The organism is Paenibacillus donghaensis (genome assembly GCF_002192415.1).
Lineage (GTDB): Bacteria > Bacillota > Bacilli > Paenibacillales > Paenibacillaceae > Paenibacillus_AQ > Paenibacillus_AQ donghaensis.
Window position 1 is genome coordinate 6,582,706 of record NZ_CP021780.1, and the last position, 13,021, is coordinate 6,595,726.

At 46.4% G+C, this 13,021-nt stretch carries 11 protein-coding genes and 1 pseudogene; 3 read left to right on the forward strand and 9 right to left on the reverse strand.

Annotated elements, in window-relative coordinates:
- Window positions 1-70: 70 nt before the first annotated feature.
- Window positions 71-529, reverse strand: a complete 459-nt coding sequence (locus B9T62_RS29805; protein ID WP_087918571.1) for a MarR family winged helix-turn-helix transcriptional regulator — start codon at window positions 527-529, stop codon at window positions 71-73.
- 244 nt (window positions 530-773) lie between these two features.
- Between B9T62_RS29805 and B9T62_RS29810 the strand changes: the two genes are divergently transcribed.
- Complete coding sequence (locus tag B9T62_RS29810; RefSeq protein ID WP_087918572.1) at window positions 774-2,477, forward strand: methyl-accepting chemotaxis protein; 1,704 nt, start codon at window positions 774-776, stop codon at window positions 2,475-2,477.
- 453 nt (window positions 2,478-2,930) lie between these two features.
- On the opposite strand, the gene B9T62_RS29815 is transcribed toward B9T62_RS29810, so the two are convergent.
- The 4 genes from B9T62_RS29815 to B9T62_RS29830 all read right to left on the reverse strand — a co-directional run bounded on the left by B9T62_RS29815 (window position 2,931) and on the right by B9T62_RS29830 (window position 8,008).
- Window positions 2,931-4,943 carry a putative bifunctional diguanylate cyclase/phosphodiesterase gene (locus tag B9T62_RS29815; RefSeq protein WP_087918573.1) on the reverse strand — a complete coding sequence of 671 codons (2,013 nt, stop codon included), beginning with the start codon at window positions 4,941-4,943 and terminating at the stop codon, window positions 2,931-2,933.
- A 228-nt stretch (window positions 4,944-5,171) separates the two neighbouring features.
- Window positions 5,172-6,833, reverse strand: coding sequence for a hypothetical protein (locus B9T62_RS29820; RefSeq protein ID WP_087918574.1), 1,662 nt, complete (start codon window positions 6,831-6,833; stop codon window positions 5,172-5,174).
- Window positions 6,823-7,626 carry an ABC transporter ATP-binding protein gene (locus B9T62_RS29825; RefSeq protein ID WP_087918575.1) on the reverse strand — a complete coding sequence of 268 codons (804 nt, stop codon included), beginning with the start codon at window positions 7,624-7,626 and terminating at the stop codon, window positions 6,823-6,825. Before B9T62_RS29825 ends, B9T62_RS29820 begins: the two co-directional genes overlap by 11 nt.
- A 202-nt stretch (window positions 7,627-7,828) precedes the next feature.
- Entirely contained in the window at window positions 7,829-8,008 is a 180-nt protein-coding gene (locus tag B9T62_RS29830; protein ID WP_087918576.1) for a hypothetical protein, read from the reverse strand.
- Between the two features lie 210 nt (window positions 8,009-8,218).
- On the opposite strand from B9T62_RS29830, the pseudogene B9T62_RS29835 reads away from it, so the two are divergent.
- Window positions 8,219-8,794 (forward strand): annotated as a pseudogene (locus B9T62_RS29835) (stalk domain-containing protein); the annotation flags it as partial.
- 425 nt (window positions 8,795-9,219) lie between these two features.
- On the opposite strand, the gene B9T62_RS29840 reads toward B9T62_RS29835, so the two are convergent.
- The gene (locus B9T62_RS29840; protein WP_169834452.1) at window positions 9,220-9,873 is read right to left on the reverse strand and encodes a hypothetical protein; all 654 of its coding nucleotides are present in this window, start codon (window positions 9,871-9,873) and stop codon (window positions 9,220-9,222) included.
- A 175-nt stretch (window positions 9,874-10,048) separates the two neighbouring features.
- Complete coding sequence (locus B9T62_RS29845) at window positions 10,049-10,720, reverse strand: hypothetical protein (protein WP_087918579.1); 672 nt, start codon at window positions 10,718-10,720, stop codon at window positions 10,049-10,051.
- 194 nt (window positions 10,721-10,914) lie between these two features.
- Here B9T62_RS29845 and B9T62_RS29850 point away from each other — a divergent pair, with 194 nt between their 5' ends.
- Window positions 10,915-11,154 (forward strand): hypothetical protein, encoded by a 240-nt coding sequence (locus B9T62_RS29850; RefSeq protein WP_087918580.1) that lies wholly within the window; start codon window positions 10,915-10,917, stop codon window positions 11,152-11,154.
- A 440-nt stretch (window positions 11,155-11,594) separates the two neighbouring features.
- Here B9T62_RS29850 and B9T62_RS29855 read toward each other — a convergent pair whose 3' ends face one another.
- Both B9T62_RS29855 and B9T62_RS29860 read right to left on the reverse strand, forming a co-directional pair.
- Window positions 11,595-12,200: a DUF1906 domain-containing protein gene (locus tag B9T62_RS29855; protein WP_087918581.1), complete on the reverse strand. Its 606-nt coding sequence runs from the start codon at window positions 12,198-12,200 to the stop codon at window positions 11,595-11,597.
- A 184-nt stretch (window positions 12,201-12,384) separates the two neighbouring features.
- The gene (locus B9T62_RS29860) at window positions 12,385-12,957 is read right to left on the reverse strand and encodes a hypothetical protein (protein ID WP_157794061.1); all 573 of its coding nucleotides are present in this window, start codon (window positions 12,955-12,957) and stop codon (window positions 12,385-12,387) included.
- Window positions 12,958-13,021: the final 64 nt, after the last annotated feature.

Sequence of the window (13,021 nt, forward strand, 5' to 3'; positions counted from 1 at the left end):
GGTAAAGACTATAATTGACATACACAAATGGCGTGCAAATTGACAACCAATTTGACACGCCATTTGTGTGTTACCTAATGTGTGAAGGGATTTCCGGCGGACGCTGCTGGCTCTCCAGGATCTGGTAGCATCTGGCGAAGCACTCCAGCTCCCCCGGCTCCAGAATCGCCAAATGTTCGGCCAGCAGCAGCTTGGAGCGGTATTCCGCCTCTTTCAACAGCTCTTCGCCTGGGGGAGTAATCGTGACCACAACTGCCCTGCGGTCACATTCATCCGGCTCGCGCTGTACCAACCCGAGCAGCTCCAGACGGTCCAGCATGACCGTAACCGCACTGGACTTCACCTCCAGCTTCTCAGCCAGCTGTACTACACGCGACTTCTTCTCCTGAGCAATCATCCGCAGTAAGCCAAACTGGGGGACGGTAAGACCAAGCTCCTGATGCAAGGACATCTGGGATATGATCCTGCGCTGTACTCTCCACATTGACAAGCCGATACTCTCCATCAACGGATCCAATGGTTGCGGCATTTCTTCAGCTCCAGTCCGTTTGAGATAAATTAAGCGTACCACTATTTGCCGCCACGCTTCAATGCTTTATCCAACACCGCCCGCACTATGCGGATTATAAGACCTTTAGCCTATTTCTCCCGGCAATTTCCGACACAAAAAAACTATATTCTAGCTAATGCTCTGCACACACTCATGCGCTATAATCGTAGCAGTGAGAAGAGATTTCACTGAAAATAAACATTGGGTCAGGGTTGGTGAAAAGATGAAATTGGCAACAAAATTAACTTGGATGATGCTGGTCGTGCTCCTGCTCGTAGGCTCATCCATTGGATTGTTCGGTTACCGGGCCGCATACAAGCAAATTGATGAGGCAGCCGGCATAGAATTGGTGGGGTGCGCCAATATAACCACCGGCTTGATTGATCCGGCAGACATCGCCGCCCTTGTCGCAGGGGACCAGAGCAACCTTGCAGCAATTGAGGAACAGGTTGGCTGGATCTATGATCACAAACCTGTGTTCAAGGAAGCCTTTATCCTGTCGCTTGACGGCAAAATCCTGGCGGCAGACGCCAAAATGAAGGAACGGGGTTATAAGGCAGGCGACAGCTTCTATTTCAATCAAAAAGATAAAGAGATGATCCTGTCAATGGGAATGAAACATGATGATGTCTACTCCAAAGTTTATACATACGAAGGAACCTCACTCAAGACCGGTTATGGCCCAATCTATCAGGATCATGATCCCTCCAAACCTATTGTTGCACTAATGGCAATCAATTTCGACGGACCTCTAATTCAGGAACGGACTATGGATATTATTGTACAGCCTTTTATTATTGGAGCCTCCATTCTGGTGCTGGCTATCCTGGCTGCCTATCTGGTGATCCGCCGCATGATCCGCCCGCTTACCAGCCTTTCCCAATCCGTTAATCTGGTAGCTAAGGGAGACCTCACCCAAGAACCTATCCTGCTTAGCAACAAGGATGAGATCGGCTTGCTGGCGCGTGATTTCAATGAAATGACCCTGAATCTGCGCAACCTTATCACCCAGGTTAATGATACCTCACTGCAGGTGGCGTCCTCCTCGCAGGAGCTGTCGGCCAGTGCCCAGGAAACCAACCGGGCAGGAGAACACAGCGTGAACGTAACCATTGATCTTGCCGACGGCGCACACTCACAGCTGCAGAATCTTGAGGCCAGCTACAAGGCAGTTCAGGAGATGTCCCGCTTCATCAGCGTTATAGCAGGGACTGCCGGCACTGCGGTGGAGCATGCCAACATCAATACAGAGAAAGCCCGGACCGGCCGGGAATCGATGGATTCCACCACAGAGCAGCTGATGGTAATGAGCGGCAGCATCAGCATGCTCTCGGGAATCATCAATCGGCTGTCCAGCCACTCCAAGGAAATTGAGAGTATTGTCAGCGTGATTGCCAGCATTGCAGAGGAGACCAACCTGCTGTCACTGAATGCCGCAATAGAAGCCGCCCGTGCCGGCGAGGAAGGACGCGGATTCGCCGTTGTGGCCCAGTCCGTGCGCAAGCTGGCGGAACGTTCCGCCAAGTCGGCCGCCCAGATTGGCTCGCTGATCGAGATGATTGTCCGCCAGATGGACAAGGCCACTGAGATGATGGCTTACTCCTCACAGGAAATGGAGCAAAGCACGGCGCTGGTTGATACCGCAGGGGTATCCTTTGCCGAGATTGAGGAGTCGGTATCCGGCATGGCTGTCCAGAGCCAGCAGATTTCTGCGACGGTAGGCGAGTTGTCCGAACTGGCTGGCGGATTGGTCACGGCGATTCAGCATATTGTCGCCGTCTCCAACCAGACCGCCGAAGGCGCCGAGACCTTGTCGGCAGCCTCGCAGGAGCAGCTGGCCGCGATGGAGGAAGTGGAATCTTCCGCCGCATTCCTGTCGTCCATGGCCGACAAGCTGCAAATGCTGGTCGAACGATTTAAGGTGTAGAATCCTTATCATAGGTTCGTGCCGTTGATATAGTTGCACAAGTGGCGACTACTTAGGTCCCATTGAGGATTCAGAATGCTGCACTAGAGCCTTCAGAGAAATTAGATGCGAAAGTGCATCTAATTTCAGTTGAAACTCCTGATATCGGGCAAATAAGTGCGAATCTGCAACTATTTTCGCGTAAATCGACTCTTTAGCGCTCAGAACCCAAAATTAGATGCGCTTTCGCACTTATTTGCTCTAAAACGGAAAAACCCGCCGAATTAGATGCAGATTCGCAACTAAATCCGTGGGATGTTTATGAAACTAATTAATTCCCACTCGAACTGACGGACCCATGCAAAGAGCCAAGCTTACTTTATACCAAAAACCAGAAACTACCCGCAGGTGGTTTCTGGTTTTTGGTGTTCCATGGCTATGGTCCCTTGTCCTGCTCATAGGTTCTGCATCCGGTCAGGCTGTATTCGCTATGAACCATTCTCCCAGTTCATGAACAGGCATGGGCTTGCCGTAATAATACCCCTGCATGACATTGCAGCCAAGCGACTGCAGCAGCTCAATCTGCTCCGAAGTCTCTACTCCCTCAGCCACAACCTCCATGTTCAGATTGCTGGCAATGGCAATGATATTGCTGATAATGGCTTTCTTCGAGTGCATCTTGCTCTTGCGGATAAAGATCTGGTCAATCTTAAGGGTATTGACCGGAATCTCATCAAGATTGCCCAGCGAGGAGAAGCCGGTTCCGAAATCATCAAGGGAGACTCTGACCCCAAGCAGCCTCAGCTTGGACAGTTGGGCGACCGTCTCCTCCATATTGTTCATCGCAATCGATTCGGTGATCTCAAGCTCCAGGAAATGCGGCTCCAGACCCGCCCGTATCAGTGCTTCCTCGACTATCTCATACAACCCTCCGCCCTCAAACATCCGGGCCGACATGTTGATGGATACGGCAACATTCACCACCCGCTCCCGGTGCCAGAGCATATTCTGGCTGCATACCTCATGCAGCATCCAATAGGTGATCGGGACAATCAGTCCGGTCTCCTCCGCAATCGGAATGAATTCTACCGGCGAGATGATTCCATGCTCCGGATGCCTCCAGCGCAGCAGTGCCTCCAGGCCTACCGTAACATTCATCAAAGAATCCCACTTGGGCTGATACACGACCATAAATTCGGAGCGGGCCAGCGCTTTGCGCAGATCCTTCTCCAGAGACATCCGGCGCAGCTGATGCCGGTTCATCTCCTGGTCGAAGATGCTGAACTTGTTCTTGCCCGAATCCTTCGCTGTATACAATGCCGTGTCTGCGGCTTTCATTAGAGAGGATCGGTCCGTCCCGTGCAGCGGTGCCATGCTGATGCCGAGGCTTGCCGTTACATACAGCTCATTCTGCTCTATGCTGTAATATTTCTTAAGCTCCTGCAGCAGGTTCAGCGCCTCATCCTGCGCCCGCTCCACCGTGCAGTCCGGCAGGGCAATCAGAAATTCGTCACCGCCGAGCCGGAACACCTTCCCCCTGCCGTCCACACCTGCCCTGAGGCGCCGCGCAACCTCCTGCAGCAGCATATCGCCAATGTCATGACCCAATGTATCATTAATCGATTTGAAGCGGTCCAGATCAACAAAAAATACCGCTCCGGTCGTTTTGCCAAAGAAATCCTGGTTGAAATAACGCTCCAGACCATGACGATTGGGCAAGCCGGTCAATGGATCGTGATAAGCCATCCTCTCCAGCACATGGCGATCCAGCAGCACAGCTCCCCCGGAGACCGCCAGCATAAACAGGGTGATCATCGACACGCCGACCAGCAGGATCACATCGGTCTTCATCAAAGGGAGGCCTGGCTCCAGCCAGCCGGAGTAGCTGAATTCACTTCCCCTGATACTTGCGTAATGCATGCCCGTTACAGATAGACCTATTAACAAGGCCGATAGCAGCTTCCAGAGGCTGAACCCGGAGTTCATTCTGAATCTGCGCAGCTGCAAGATCCCCAGACAAACAAAGAGCACGGCGAATAATACAGCAGCTCCCTGATAGAACAGATTGTAGTGGATGGTGGCCTGCATTTCCATCGCGGACATCCCGATATAATGCATCCCCGACATCCCCCCGCTCAGCAACAGTCCGGCTGCAAGCAGACGCAGCGGCTGCACACGTGAAGCCGAGGATGCAAGCCCAAGTGCCAGATAGCACAGCACGATGCTGACCAGCAGCGACAGGGCCGTCCGGCCCGGGTGATAGCTGACTTCAACCGGCAGGCGGCTTGCCATGATGCCGACAAAATGCATGGCCCATACGCCGCTCCCAAGCACACTGGCTCCAGAGAGCAGCCATAGCCGCCGGACCCTGCCCGCCGAACGAAAGACCTGCGATATTAGATTAAGCGCCGAATACGCTGCGGTTACAGCAATCGCAAAAGATAGTAATACAATCCATATGTTGTAGTGGATTCCCATTTGATCCATAGTCAACCTCTTCACCGGTTTTAAATATCGCAATCGCTGCCGCGTAATTCTCAAGTAAACATCAGTACACGAGTATCAGAAGAGGAAAATATGCGTAAAGATTTTAGGTTATCCTGAAAAGCAACTTCAGGTGTATTTTACCTTGTAACGGTCAGGCTGTCTAAGTAAATACTGGAACTTGAACCCTTTTTTCGAACTGTGCAAACAATGTCCATATTTGCTTTAAACTTATCCCCGCAGCTGGGTAAATCCGCCGGAAGTCATTGACTTATGAGGAAAGATCATGCGCCAGAGCAGCGTATTGACGATTACCAGAACTGCCAGATAGATGTAAGAACCAGCAGGAATTAAGGTAAACAGATAATGCACCGCAGCCATGACCATCAGAATCAAGAGCAGGCCAAACATTTTTAAGGAGAAATCGCTCTGCTTGGACGCCTCATATTTCTCCGAGAAGGGCAGTGATTTAGGGAATATCTGGAAACAAATGACGGCATAGATCATTTGAGCGAAGAATACGGCCACCAGATCAGGGATGATGCGAACGCCATATAACCAGGTAAACACCACAGCCATCACGGCGAATGTCGGCACAACCAGCCTTAGCACAGCCGCCTTCAGCATTCCACGGTGGATCGGCGCAGTCTCAGGCAGCGGAATCACTCTGTAGATCCATGCCCCTTTGTAACTGGCGGAATAACGCAGCATATGGACCACAGTGGTCAGCAGCATGGCACTGAAATAGATAAACAGATAGGTTTTGGATGCTCCCATTCCAGCCTGAGTCCCGTCCCACACCTGATTAAAGATAAACAGAAAAGGAAACACGAGCGAAAGCCCCACAGTAGGATATACCTTCAGCTTGAAATCACGCTCATTGCGCATCATCGACCAGGTGAACCGGAAGAACATCCCTTCTATAGGGTTACGGCAGACCAAGCGCGAGAGCCAGGCGGCCATCCTGCCGCTGTCTTTGCCCCCCACTCCTTGCTCAGCGAGTTTCTGCAGGCTTCGTTCAAACAGCGGCATCACGCGAACATATACGACCATCAGCACAATTGGAAGCACCACGGCACACGCTGCCAGCAGCAGCAGACCCAGATCCCTTGCTCCGCCCAGCAGCACCTCAAAGACAGACGCAAACCAGATTGGAGAGATCAGATACTGCCACCAGGCCGGCTTAAAGGCTATACTCAGCTCTACTACATCAAATAGCCGGATCACCAGCTGATTGCCGACCGTGATGCCAACGGTTAGCATAATCTGCATATAGTTGATGATATCTTTAATCTTCTCTCCGTCAAAAAACCGCATGATCAGCAAATACAGCAGCGCTGTAATCACCAGAATGAAGCAGTCCATCAGCACAATGAGCACCGCATAAATCAGGAAGAACAGGATGCCCTGCTTGAAGAGAGAGAATATCAGCGAAGGCCCCATCAGCGAGAAGGTCAGGATAAATAAATAGATCAAGATATGAATGGACTTCGCCATATTCAGCGTGCGGCGGTCCACAGGCTTGGAGAACAGGATATCCTTATCCCGCAAATCGAGCATTACCGAGGAGAAATCAGAGACCAGGGTGGTCGTGATCATAAACATCGCGAAGCCGAACAGCATACTCATGGACAGCATGTAGCTTCCCCCCACAAACATTAGAGGAGTCATCATCAATCCAATAAGAACATAGAACCACTGCACACCCAGCGGCGAACCTTCCTTCTTCTCCTTTCTCTCCTTCTTCTGTGACACCAGCAGCGTGGGCGTTCTTCTGCCATCCATCAAAAGCTTGACCTGAAGGATGCTGCGCATCATCCGGTAGTCAACGCCCCCCCTAGTAAATGCCCCTTCCAGCTTGTCCAGCAGCTTCAGCACAGGATTATCCTTCATGGGATTCCCCTTCAACCACCGCAACGAATTCACCGGCAATATCAAGGTATTTATCAAACCCTGTCAGCTCATTAAAAATACCCTCCAGCGAGCCTTCTCTGCTCATCTCCTTAAGCTCCGTGAAGCTGCCGTCGGCAATGATGTCCCCGCCGCTGAGCAGGATAATCCGGCTGCTGATCTTCTCCACGACATCCATAATATGCGAGGAGTAGAAGATCGTCTTCCCTCTGGCGGCAAGCGAAGCAAAGATCTCCTTCACCACCATAACGGAGTTGGCATCCAGTCCGCTCAGCGGCTCGTCCAGAAATAGAATATCCGGATCATGCAGCATGCTGGAGATCAGTAGCACCTTCTGCTTCATACCTTTGGAGTAAGACACGATACGGTTGTCAAAAGCCTTGTCCAGCCCCAGCAGAGCCGCCAGCTTCTCTGCTTTGCCTGCGGCATCGCTGCGCTCCATTCCATATAACTCACCGATAAAGGTCAGATACTCCCTGGCAGTCAGACTGTCGTACAATTCGGCAACTTCCGGCACATAGCCAATTCGCCGCTTGTAGGCCACATCTCCGCTGGAGATATCTTGGCCGAAGATTTCAACGGTTCCGTTATACCCTTCCACAAGACCGAGCATAATCTTGACAGTCGTGCTTTTGCCTGCCCCGTTAGGGCCTATGTATCCAATGATCTGACCCCGGTATACCTTAAGGTCAATCCCTCTGAGCACCATTCTGTCGCTGTAATTCATCCATAAGCCGGAAATGGAAATTACCGGTTCTTCTTCTGTTAAGCCCATATGTATAACCCCTTCCATATTTTTCATTCTATTCATAGTTATCTTATCAAATATTCCAACAATTTACACTTCGCAAAAGTTAGTCCGTGTGTCCGATTAATGCAGCAAGAGGTGCCGTCAGCCATTTCGCGGCTTGCTGGCACCCCTCTTCTCTTCATACTTATTCAAAATCACTAAGTAGCGGTTAGCGTGGGCGCTCTAGTTATCGGCCTGGGTAAACCCCACAGCGGTACATACTAACGAACTCAATTCCCCAGACGATAACCACTTGTATAAGCATTTGCCGTCCTTCATTAGATTTCAGAAAATCCACAGTACGGCGAACAATATGTTCGATGCTTGTCCACATTTTGCGAACAGTAATTTCCAGTAGCATCTTCATCAAGCCTCCCCCTGTCTTCTCAGCTGCACCCACCCCAATATAAGCAGAGCAACCAAGATATTCATCAATAAGGGTGTATCTGGACACCATTAATAATGAAAGTAGATAATTGGCTTATTCATATAATATAGTGTATTGTTACGAAATATAAATCTGCAACTTTTTTCCATTACATGCGTCAATAATACATATATATAAAATGGGCAGTCTGTACAAATGGATAGTGAAGCCAATAACTACAACGGACGTTTGATGGTTCCTGCCCGGTTTGTTAGTGAAGCCTTTGGCTATAGTGTGTACTATGAAGGAACTCGCGGAATACTATTTGTAAAAAGTAAGGATTACACACTTGATTCAACTAAAATTACATCAAGCAATGTACAAGAAGCTCGTGTAGCAGCTATTTCTTTACCTATACAATATTCTTTCAAATCAAATAGCTTAGCAGAAAGTGATCAAAAATTAAATTACACGTACATCTTCGCTGCAAATGATGCCACGCGCTATATATATGATAACGGCTCAGTATCCACTGTAGTTGAAATCAAGGATAATAAGGCGAATGCAGTCTGGCAATTCAGCACTAATGGTATCCCTGGCTATGATTTATATACAACTTTAGGAGGCCAACAACCCAGCTATATAGCTGAAATACTCGATGACCATTTCGAGCATTTCCAAGGGAGATATAAAGCCTATTACAAAATTTCAAATGGATCTACAAAATCTTTCACTTATCAGCCTAAGAACTATGGAGAATTAATTCAACCTATTCCCCTCCAATAGTCGAGCGTATACAGACTTCCTGTTTTTCTTCAATCAACTTAATTACGGTGTTGGAATCATAAATTGTGTAAGTGTTCCAAACAAAAAGCGGCAGTCCGATTTTTATGGACTGCCGCTTTTTATTACATGCAGCTAGAGTCACTTGATTTCGTCCAGCTTGTGATAAGACAATGAATCTATTGGTTAGGACGTTTCATCAAAGCGCACCAAAAACGCTTAATAGCCAAGATAAAAAGGATGAAGGTTGAAGTCGCAACCCTTTACTATACGTTTTAAACTCCGGTTAGTTCTAACGGGATTTAAAACGTATTTTTTCCTCTTCGGCTCTTTTCTGATCATCCTACAGTTCCTGAAGACTCACACCTTTCTAGATTGTACACGGAAAAAAGGCATCTCTAGATCTAAACTAGAAATGCCCTTTTTCTTTAAAGTATATTTAAATCCACTAAATAGTTGTCCAATTCATTAAGATCTTGAACTGTAAAGGATATTACTTGAAGGCTATTATCAAAGGCTAAGTAAAGTTCCAAGTTTGTACGCTCTTCTAAATCAAATACTAATACCTGGCCTAATTTAATACCTTTTTTTTCTAAAAAAGTGATTATGGCATCTGCTCTTCCTTTGTTATCTTGAAGTCCTTTAAGTTCATATATCTTTATATCGATATTCTCCTTTTGAAATTCCAAAAGAGTGTTATTTAAAATAAACTGATTCTTAGTAATTTCCTTTCTATTAATTTCACCTTCAACACCAAAACGAGATAAAATTTTGGTGTCCTCTAAAAGTTGTTTTCCTTCACTATTAGAATAAGAATAATAGAGATCATGTACAGTATGAAGCCCGGAAAGCTCCTTTTGGATACTATAAGCGTCTGATCGGTATAGATCTAGTGAATAACTTGTAGAAGATATTCCATACACCATTTCAAGCGGTCCAACATTAGGATCGTATTCTGGAAGAATATATGATCTATCTCCAAATACGGTCTTAATTTTCTGCACCCACTCTTGATATGCATCATCACCAGGCTTAGCGACACCATTCTCTGGATTTTGTGAACATGCTGATAAAAAAACCACTAAGCACCCTATGATAATCGATAGACGTAAAATCTTAATATTAACCACCCGCAATCTTATAATTATGAACCTTACACTAATATACCAATGCATATTCATATTTTACACTAAATTCCATAAAATAAAAATAGAGAAGGGGTAAGTCCCCCTCTCAATTTAACGGCTGTTTTAATGTTTAAACGTTTTGACCGACAGCTTTTCGATAAGTCGTTGTGAAAGATACATCAGACAGTTGATTGCTGTACCATGGCGATGTACCGCACCATGCACTGGCATAATTCATTAAATTATAAACGTTTTGTCCATAGCAACTATAAGACAATCTAGTGGCCCGTGTTGTCGTAGTTCCCCCATTTTCCGCTGTGAACGGGATGAAATTCATAACCTCTCCGCCACAGATACTTCCGTTCCAGTTCGTAGTAGAATGTTTAATCAGATTTTCATTGGTATACGTATCAGTAGCTCCATCCAATGTTCGGATCAATCTTGAAATAAACTCTGCGAAGATTTTAATCGCTAGACCTCCCGCTGCGTTCTCAGTCGTAATCAGACTGCCATTACCACGCAAATCGGCAGTGGTATAGTTTGTGTTCTTCGCTTTGTTGTACGTACTAAGCATATCAGTACCAATTTGTGTTAAGCCATAGTACGGTCCAGCAGACACGATACCTCCTGATTCAATACTTACTATTGCGAGCAACAAACCTGGATTCATACTATACGCACTTCCGTAAACATTCGCGTAGTAGAGCCATTTCCTAACTGCGCTATTACGGATGTCATGCATATCATACCCTTGAGCATTACACGGAGGACATACTTCTACTTTGAAAGCCATATTGTTCATCAACCTTTCATCCATTGAATTTTTGAAGAATAACTTACAATGAGAATAGAGATTAATGGGGTTGTAACAACACACGTGAACCCCTCACCTGTATTGTTCACTTCAAAGCTCTAACTATAGAATATCATATTGCGTAGCGTAACGCAATATGATATTCTATAGTTAATAACTTTCCATTCTAAGGAGGTCTACACATGATTTGCCGCGATCAATTACTTAAAAGTATTCAAGCCGTTCATTTAGCTGTTGTCTCATACGCTAACTGCGTCTGTGAGGAAATTGACGAACAGGAGAGAGAAATGCTGTTTGCATCTGGGCTTGAGTTATCTAACCAGCTTGCCGAACTTCGAAAGATGTACATTAAGCAATACAACGTCGATCCAATCACAGGGTTTCGTCCAGTTAAAATTTCATACGGTTGTAAAAAAAAATAAAGGAGCCTTAGAGGACCCTCCCATCATGCACTTGGACCTTGCTCCGTGCGGGGTATAAAGCGAGGCACAAAATCTGAAGCCCCCACAGCGTTTCGTACCGGCTCTTAGGAGGCCGATCCTGCGACCTTAGAGCCGGTACTTTTCGAGACACTGAATCTTCCTCTGGATATTACTCTGGCCCATCCGCATTCCCCCGAACATGCATAATACCCGATTGCTCATAGAATATAGGAAATTTGTTCCAAGGAGCCTTGTTACTTGTCTTCTTTGGTCGAGCTGCGGTGGGCGGCCAAACTCGGCCGGATTACAAAGAGCAGGGTCCGATAGCACGGGCTTTAGACCATCGTCGCAATGATTGTTTTTAAAAAAACAGGACTACTGTTTGAAGGTTTTTTCCTACCTTCGATCAGTAGCCCTGCAAAATATTATTATGCTAAAAATTAAAGTTTCCAGCCTCCGAATGACCCAATGCTTTCTACTTTATCCATTGTAGAAGAACAGATAGCAGTGTTATGTGTATATTGGTATAATCGACGGCTAGGATCGGCCTGTCCATTACTCCAAGAGTCTGTTTGGAAACGATAGATACTTGGAATAGCAGCTCCAACTGTAATCGTCGTTCTATATCCTCCATAAACGCCCAACTGATAACCATAGCTATCCAAGTAGGTTTTCACGATCTTAAAGTAAGGAACAATGATGTTACTCAAGTCACTAGCAGTAGCATCATAGTCAACCGCAAAATAGATAGCCGTTCCCGTTGGTTGTCCAGCGGCTACAGCTTGATTCACAGCAGTTGCCCCATCTGTATGTGCTTGTGCACTTGTAAAGGATGCTGTACTTCTTGCATCATATTGATAAATTGAAAAGATGGACATGCCCGCGTTAGAAATGGTTTGAGCTTCTGGTTTTTGGAGCCGATCTTCATACGAGCCAGCAACTGACGGTTTGTAATAACGCCCCACAAAGGTTAAACCGCTAGAAACCATGCAAGATGCTTTCGTGGTTGTATTAACTCTAATTCCGGTGGATACACCTGCTGCCATAATATTCTACCTCCGATATTATAATATTGTGTCCAAGGCAGCTGGGATAATTTGCGGTAAGGTGTATCCCTCACACTTACCGTAGAAACTGCTTACTGGCACACTTATATAATATCATATAGCGTTACGTTACGCAACATAAAAAATGAATCACCTTTGTTAGATATCCTTATAGAAGCGCACTCTACTCAAGTGGTATCATCGATCGGGCTGAAGCTTCAAAGTCTTGTTCAAAAAATGGTTTACTTGAATAATATTTGACATATGTTTTATCTAATTTAAAATATAAAAAATTTACGCTACTTCCCTTTTCTGCTGGAATCCATTTGCCGTTAACTGTATCGTTAAGTTGCGCTGTTTTTCCATCGCCTACTTCTTCACTAGGCTTAATTTCTTCCGCAGATTCAGCAATAGCCTGACGTACAAATTTAAGAATTAACGTATTCCCATCCACCTCAACCAAATTCAAAGAGTCATCTGGCCCAGCGCCAATCGTTGGAATATATACTGTTTTCAGTCCAGCCTTTTGAGCTGCTATTAAAATATCCTTCTTCTGTTGATCGGTATACGTCAATTTGGTGAGTTCGTCCTCAGTTACCCCACCAACAGGTCCGGTTGCCACTTCAGTAATGGTTGGAACAGTGGACGAAGTTGGCGAAACCGAATTAGCATCTTTAGACACATTACTACATCCCCCCACTACCATTACTGTTAAACAGCTCACCATAAGAATTTGTCTTGTTGTATATTTCATCATTATTCCTCCAGACTTTATAATTGTTTCTATTTTAGAAGTATAGACTCCAAAAAAACCTAATAAG

Bases quoted from the DNA above. Each gene is read 5' to 3' on its own strand.
- B9T62_RS29805 (WP_087918571.1), bottom strand. From the start codon at position 529: ATGCCGCAACCATTGGATCCGTTGATGGAGAGTATCGGCTTGTCAATG.
- B9T62_RS29810 (WP_087918572.1), top strand. From the start codon at position 774: ATGAAATTGGCAACAAAATTAACTTGGATGATGCTGGTCGTGCTCCTG.
- B9T62_RS29815 (WP_087918573.1), bottom strand. From the start codon at position 4,943: ATGGATCAAATGGGAATCCACTACAACATATGGATTGTATTACTATCT.
- B9T62_RS29820 (WP_087918574.1), bottom strand. From the start codon at position 6,833: ATGAAGGATAATCCTGTGCTGAAGCTGCTGGACAAGCTGGAAGGGGCA.
- B9T62_RS29825 (WP_087918575.1), bottom strand. From the start codon at position 7,626: ATGGGCTTAACAGAAGAAGAACCGGTAATTTCCATTTCCGGCTTATGG.
- B9T62_RS29830 (WP_087918576.1), bottom strand. From the start codon at position 8,008: ATGAAGATGCTACTGGAAATTACTGTTCGCAAAATGTGGACAAGCATC.
- B9T62_RS29845 (WP_087918579.1), bottom strand. From the start codon at position 10,720: ATGAACAATATGGCTTTCAAAGTAGAAGTATGTCCTCCGTGTAATGCT.
- B9T62_RS29850 (WP_087918580.1), top strand. From the start codon at position 10,915: ATGATTTGCCGCGATCAATTACTTAAAAGTATTCAAGCCGTTCATTTA.
- B9T62_RS29855 (WP_087918581.1), bottom strand. From the start codon at position 12,200: ATGGCAGCAGGTGTATCCACCGGAATTAGAGTTAATACAACCACGAAA.
- B9T62_RS29860 (WP_157794061.1), bottom strand. From the start codon at position 12,957: ATGATGAAATATACAACAAGACAAATTCTTATGGTGAGCTGTTTAACA.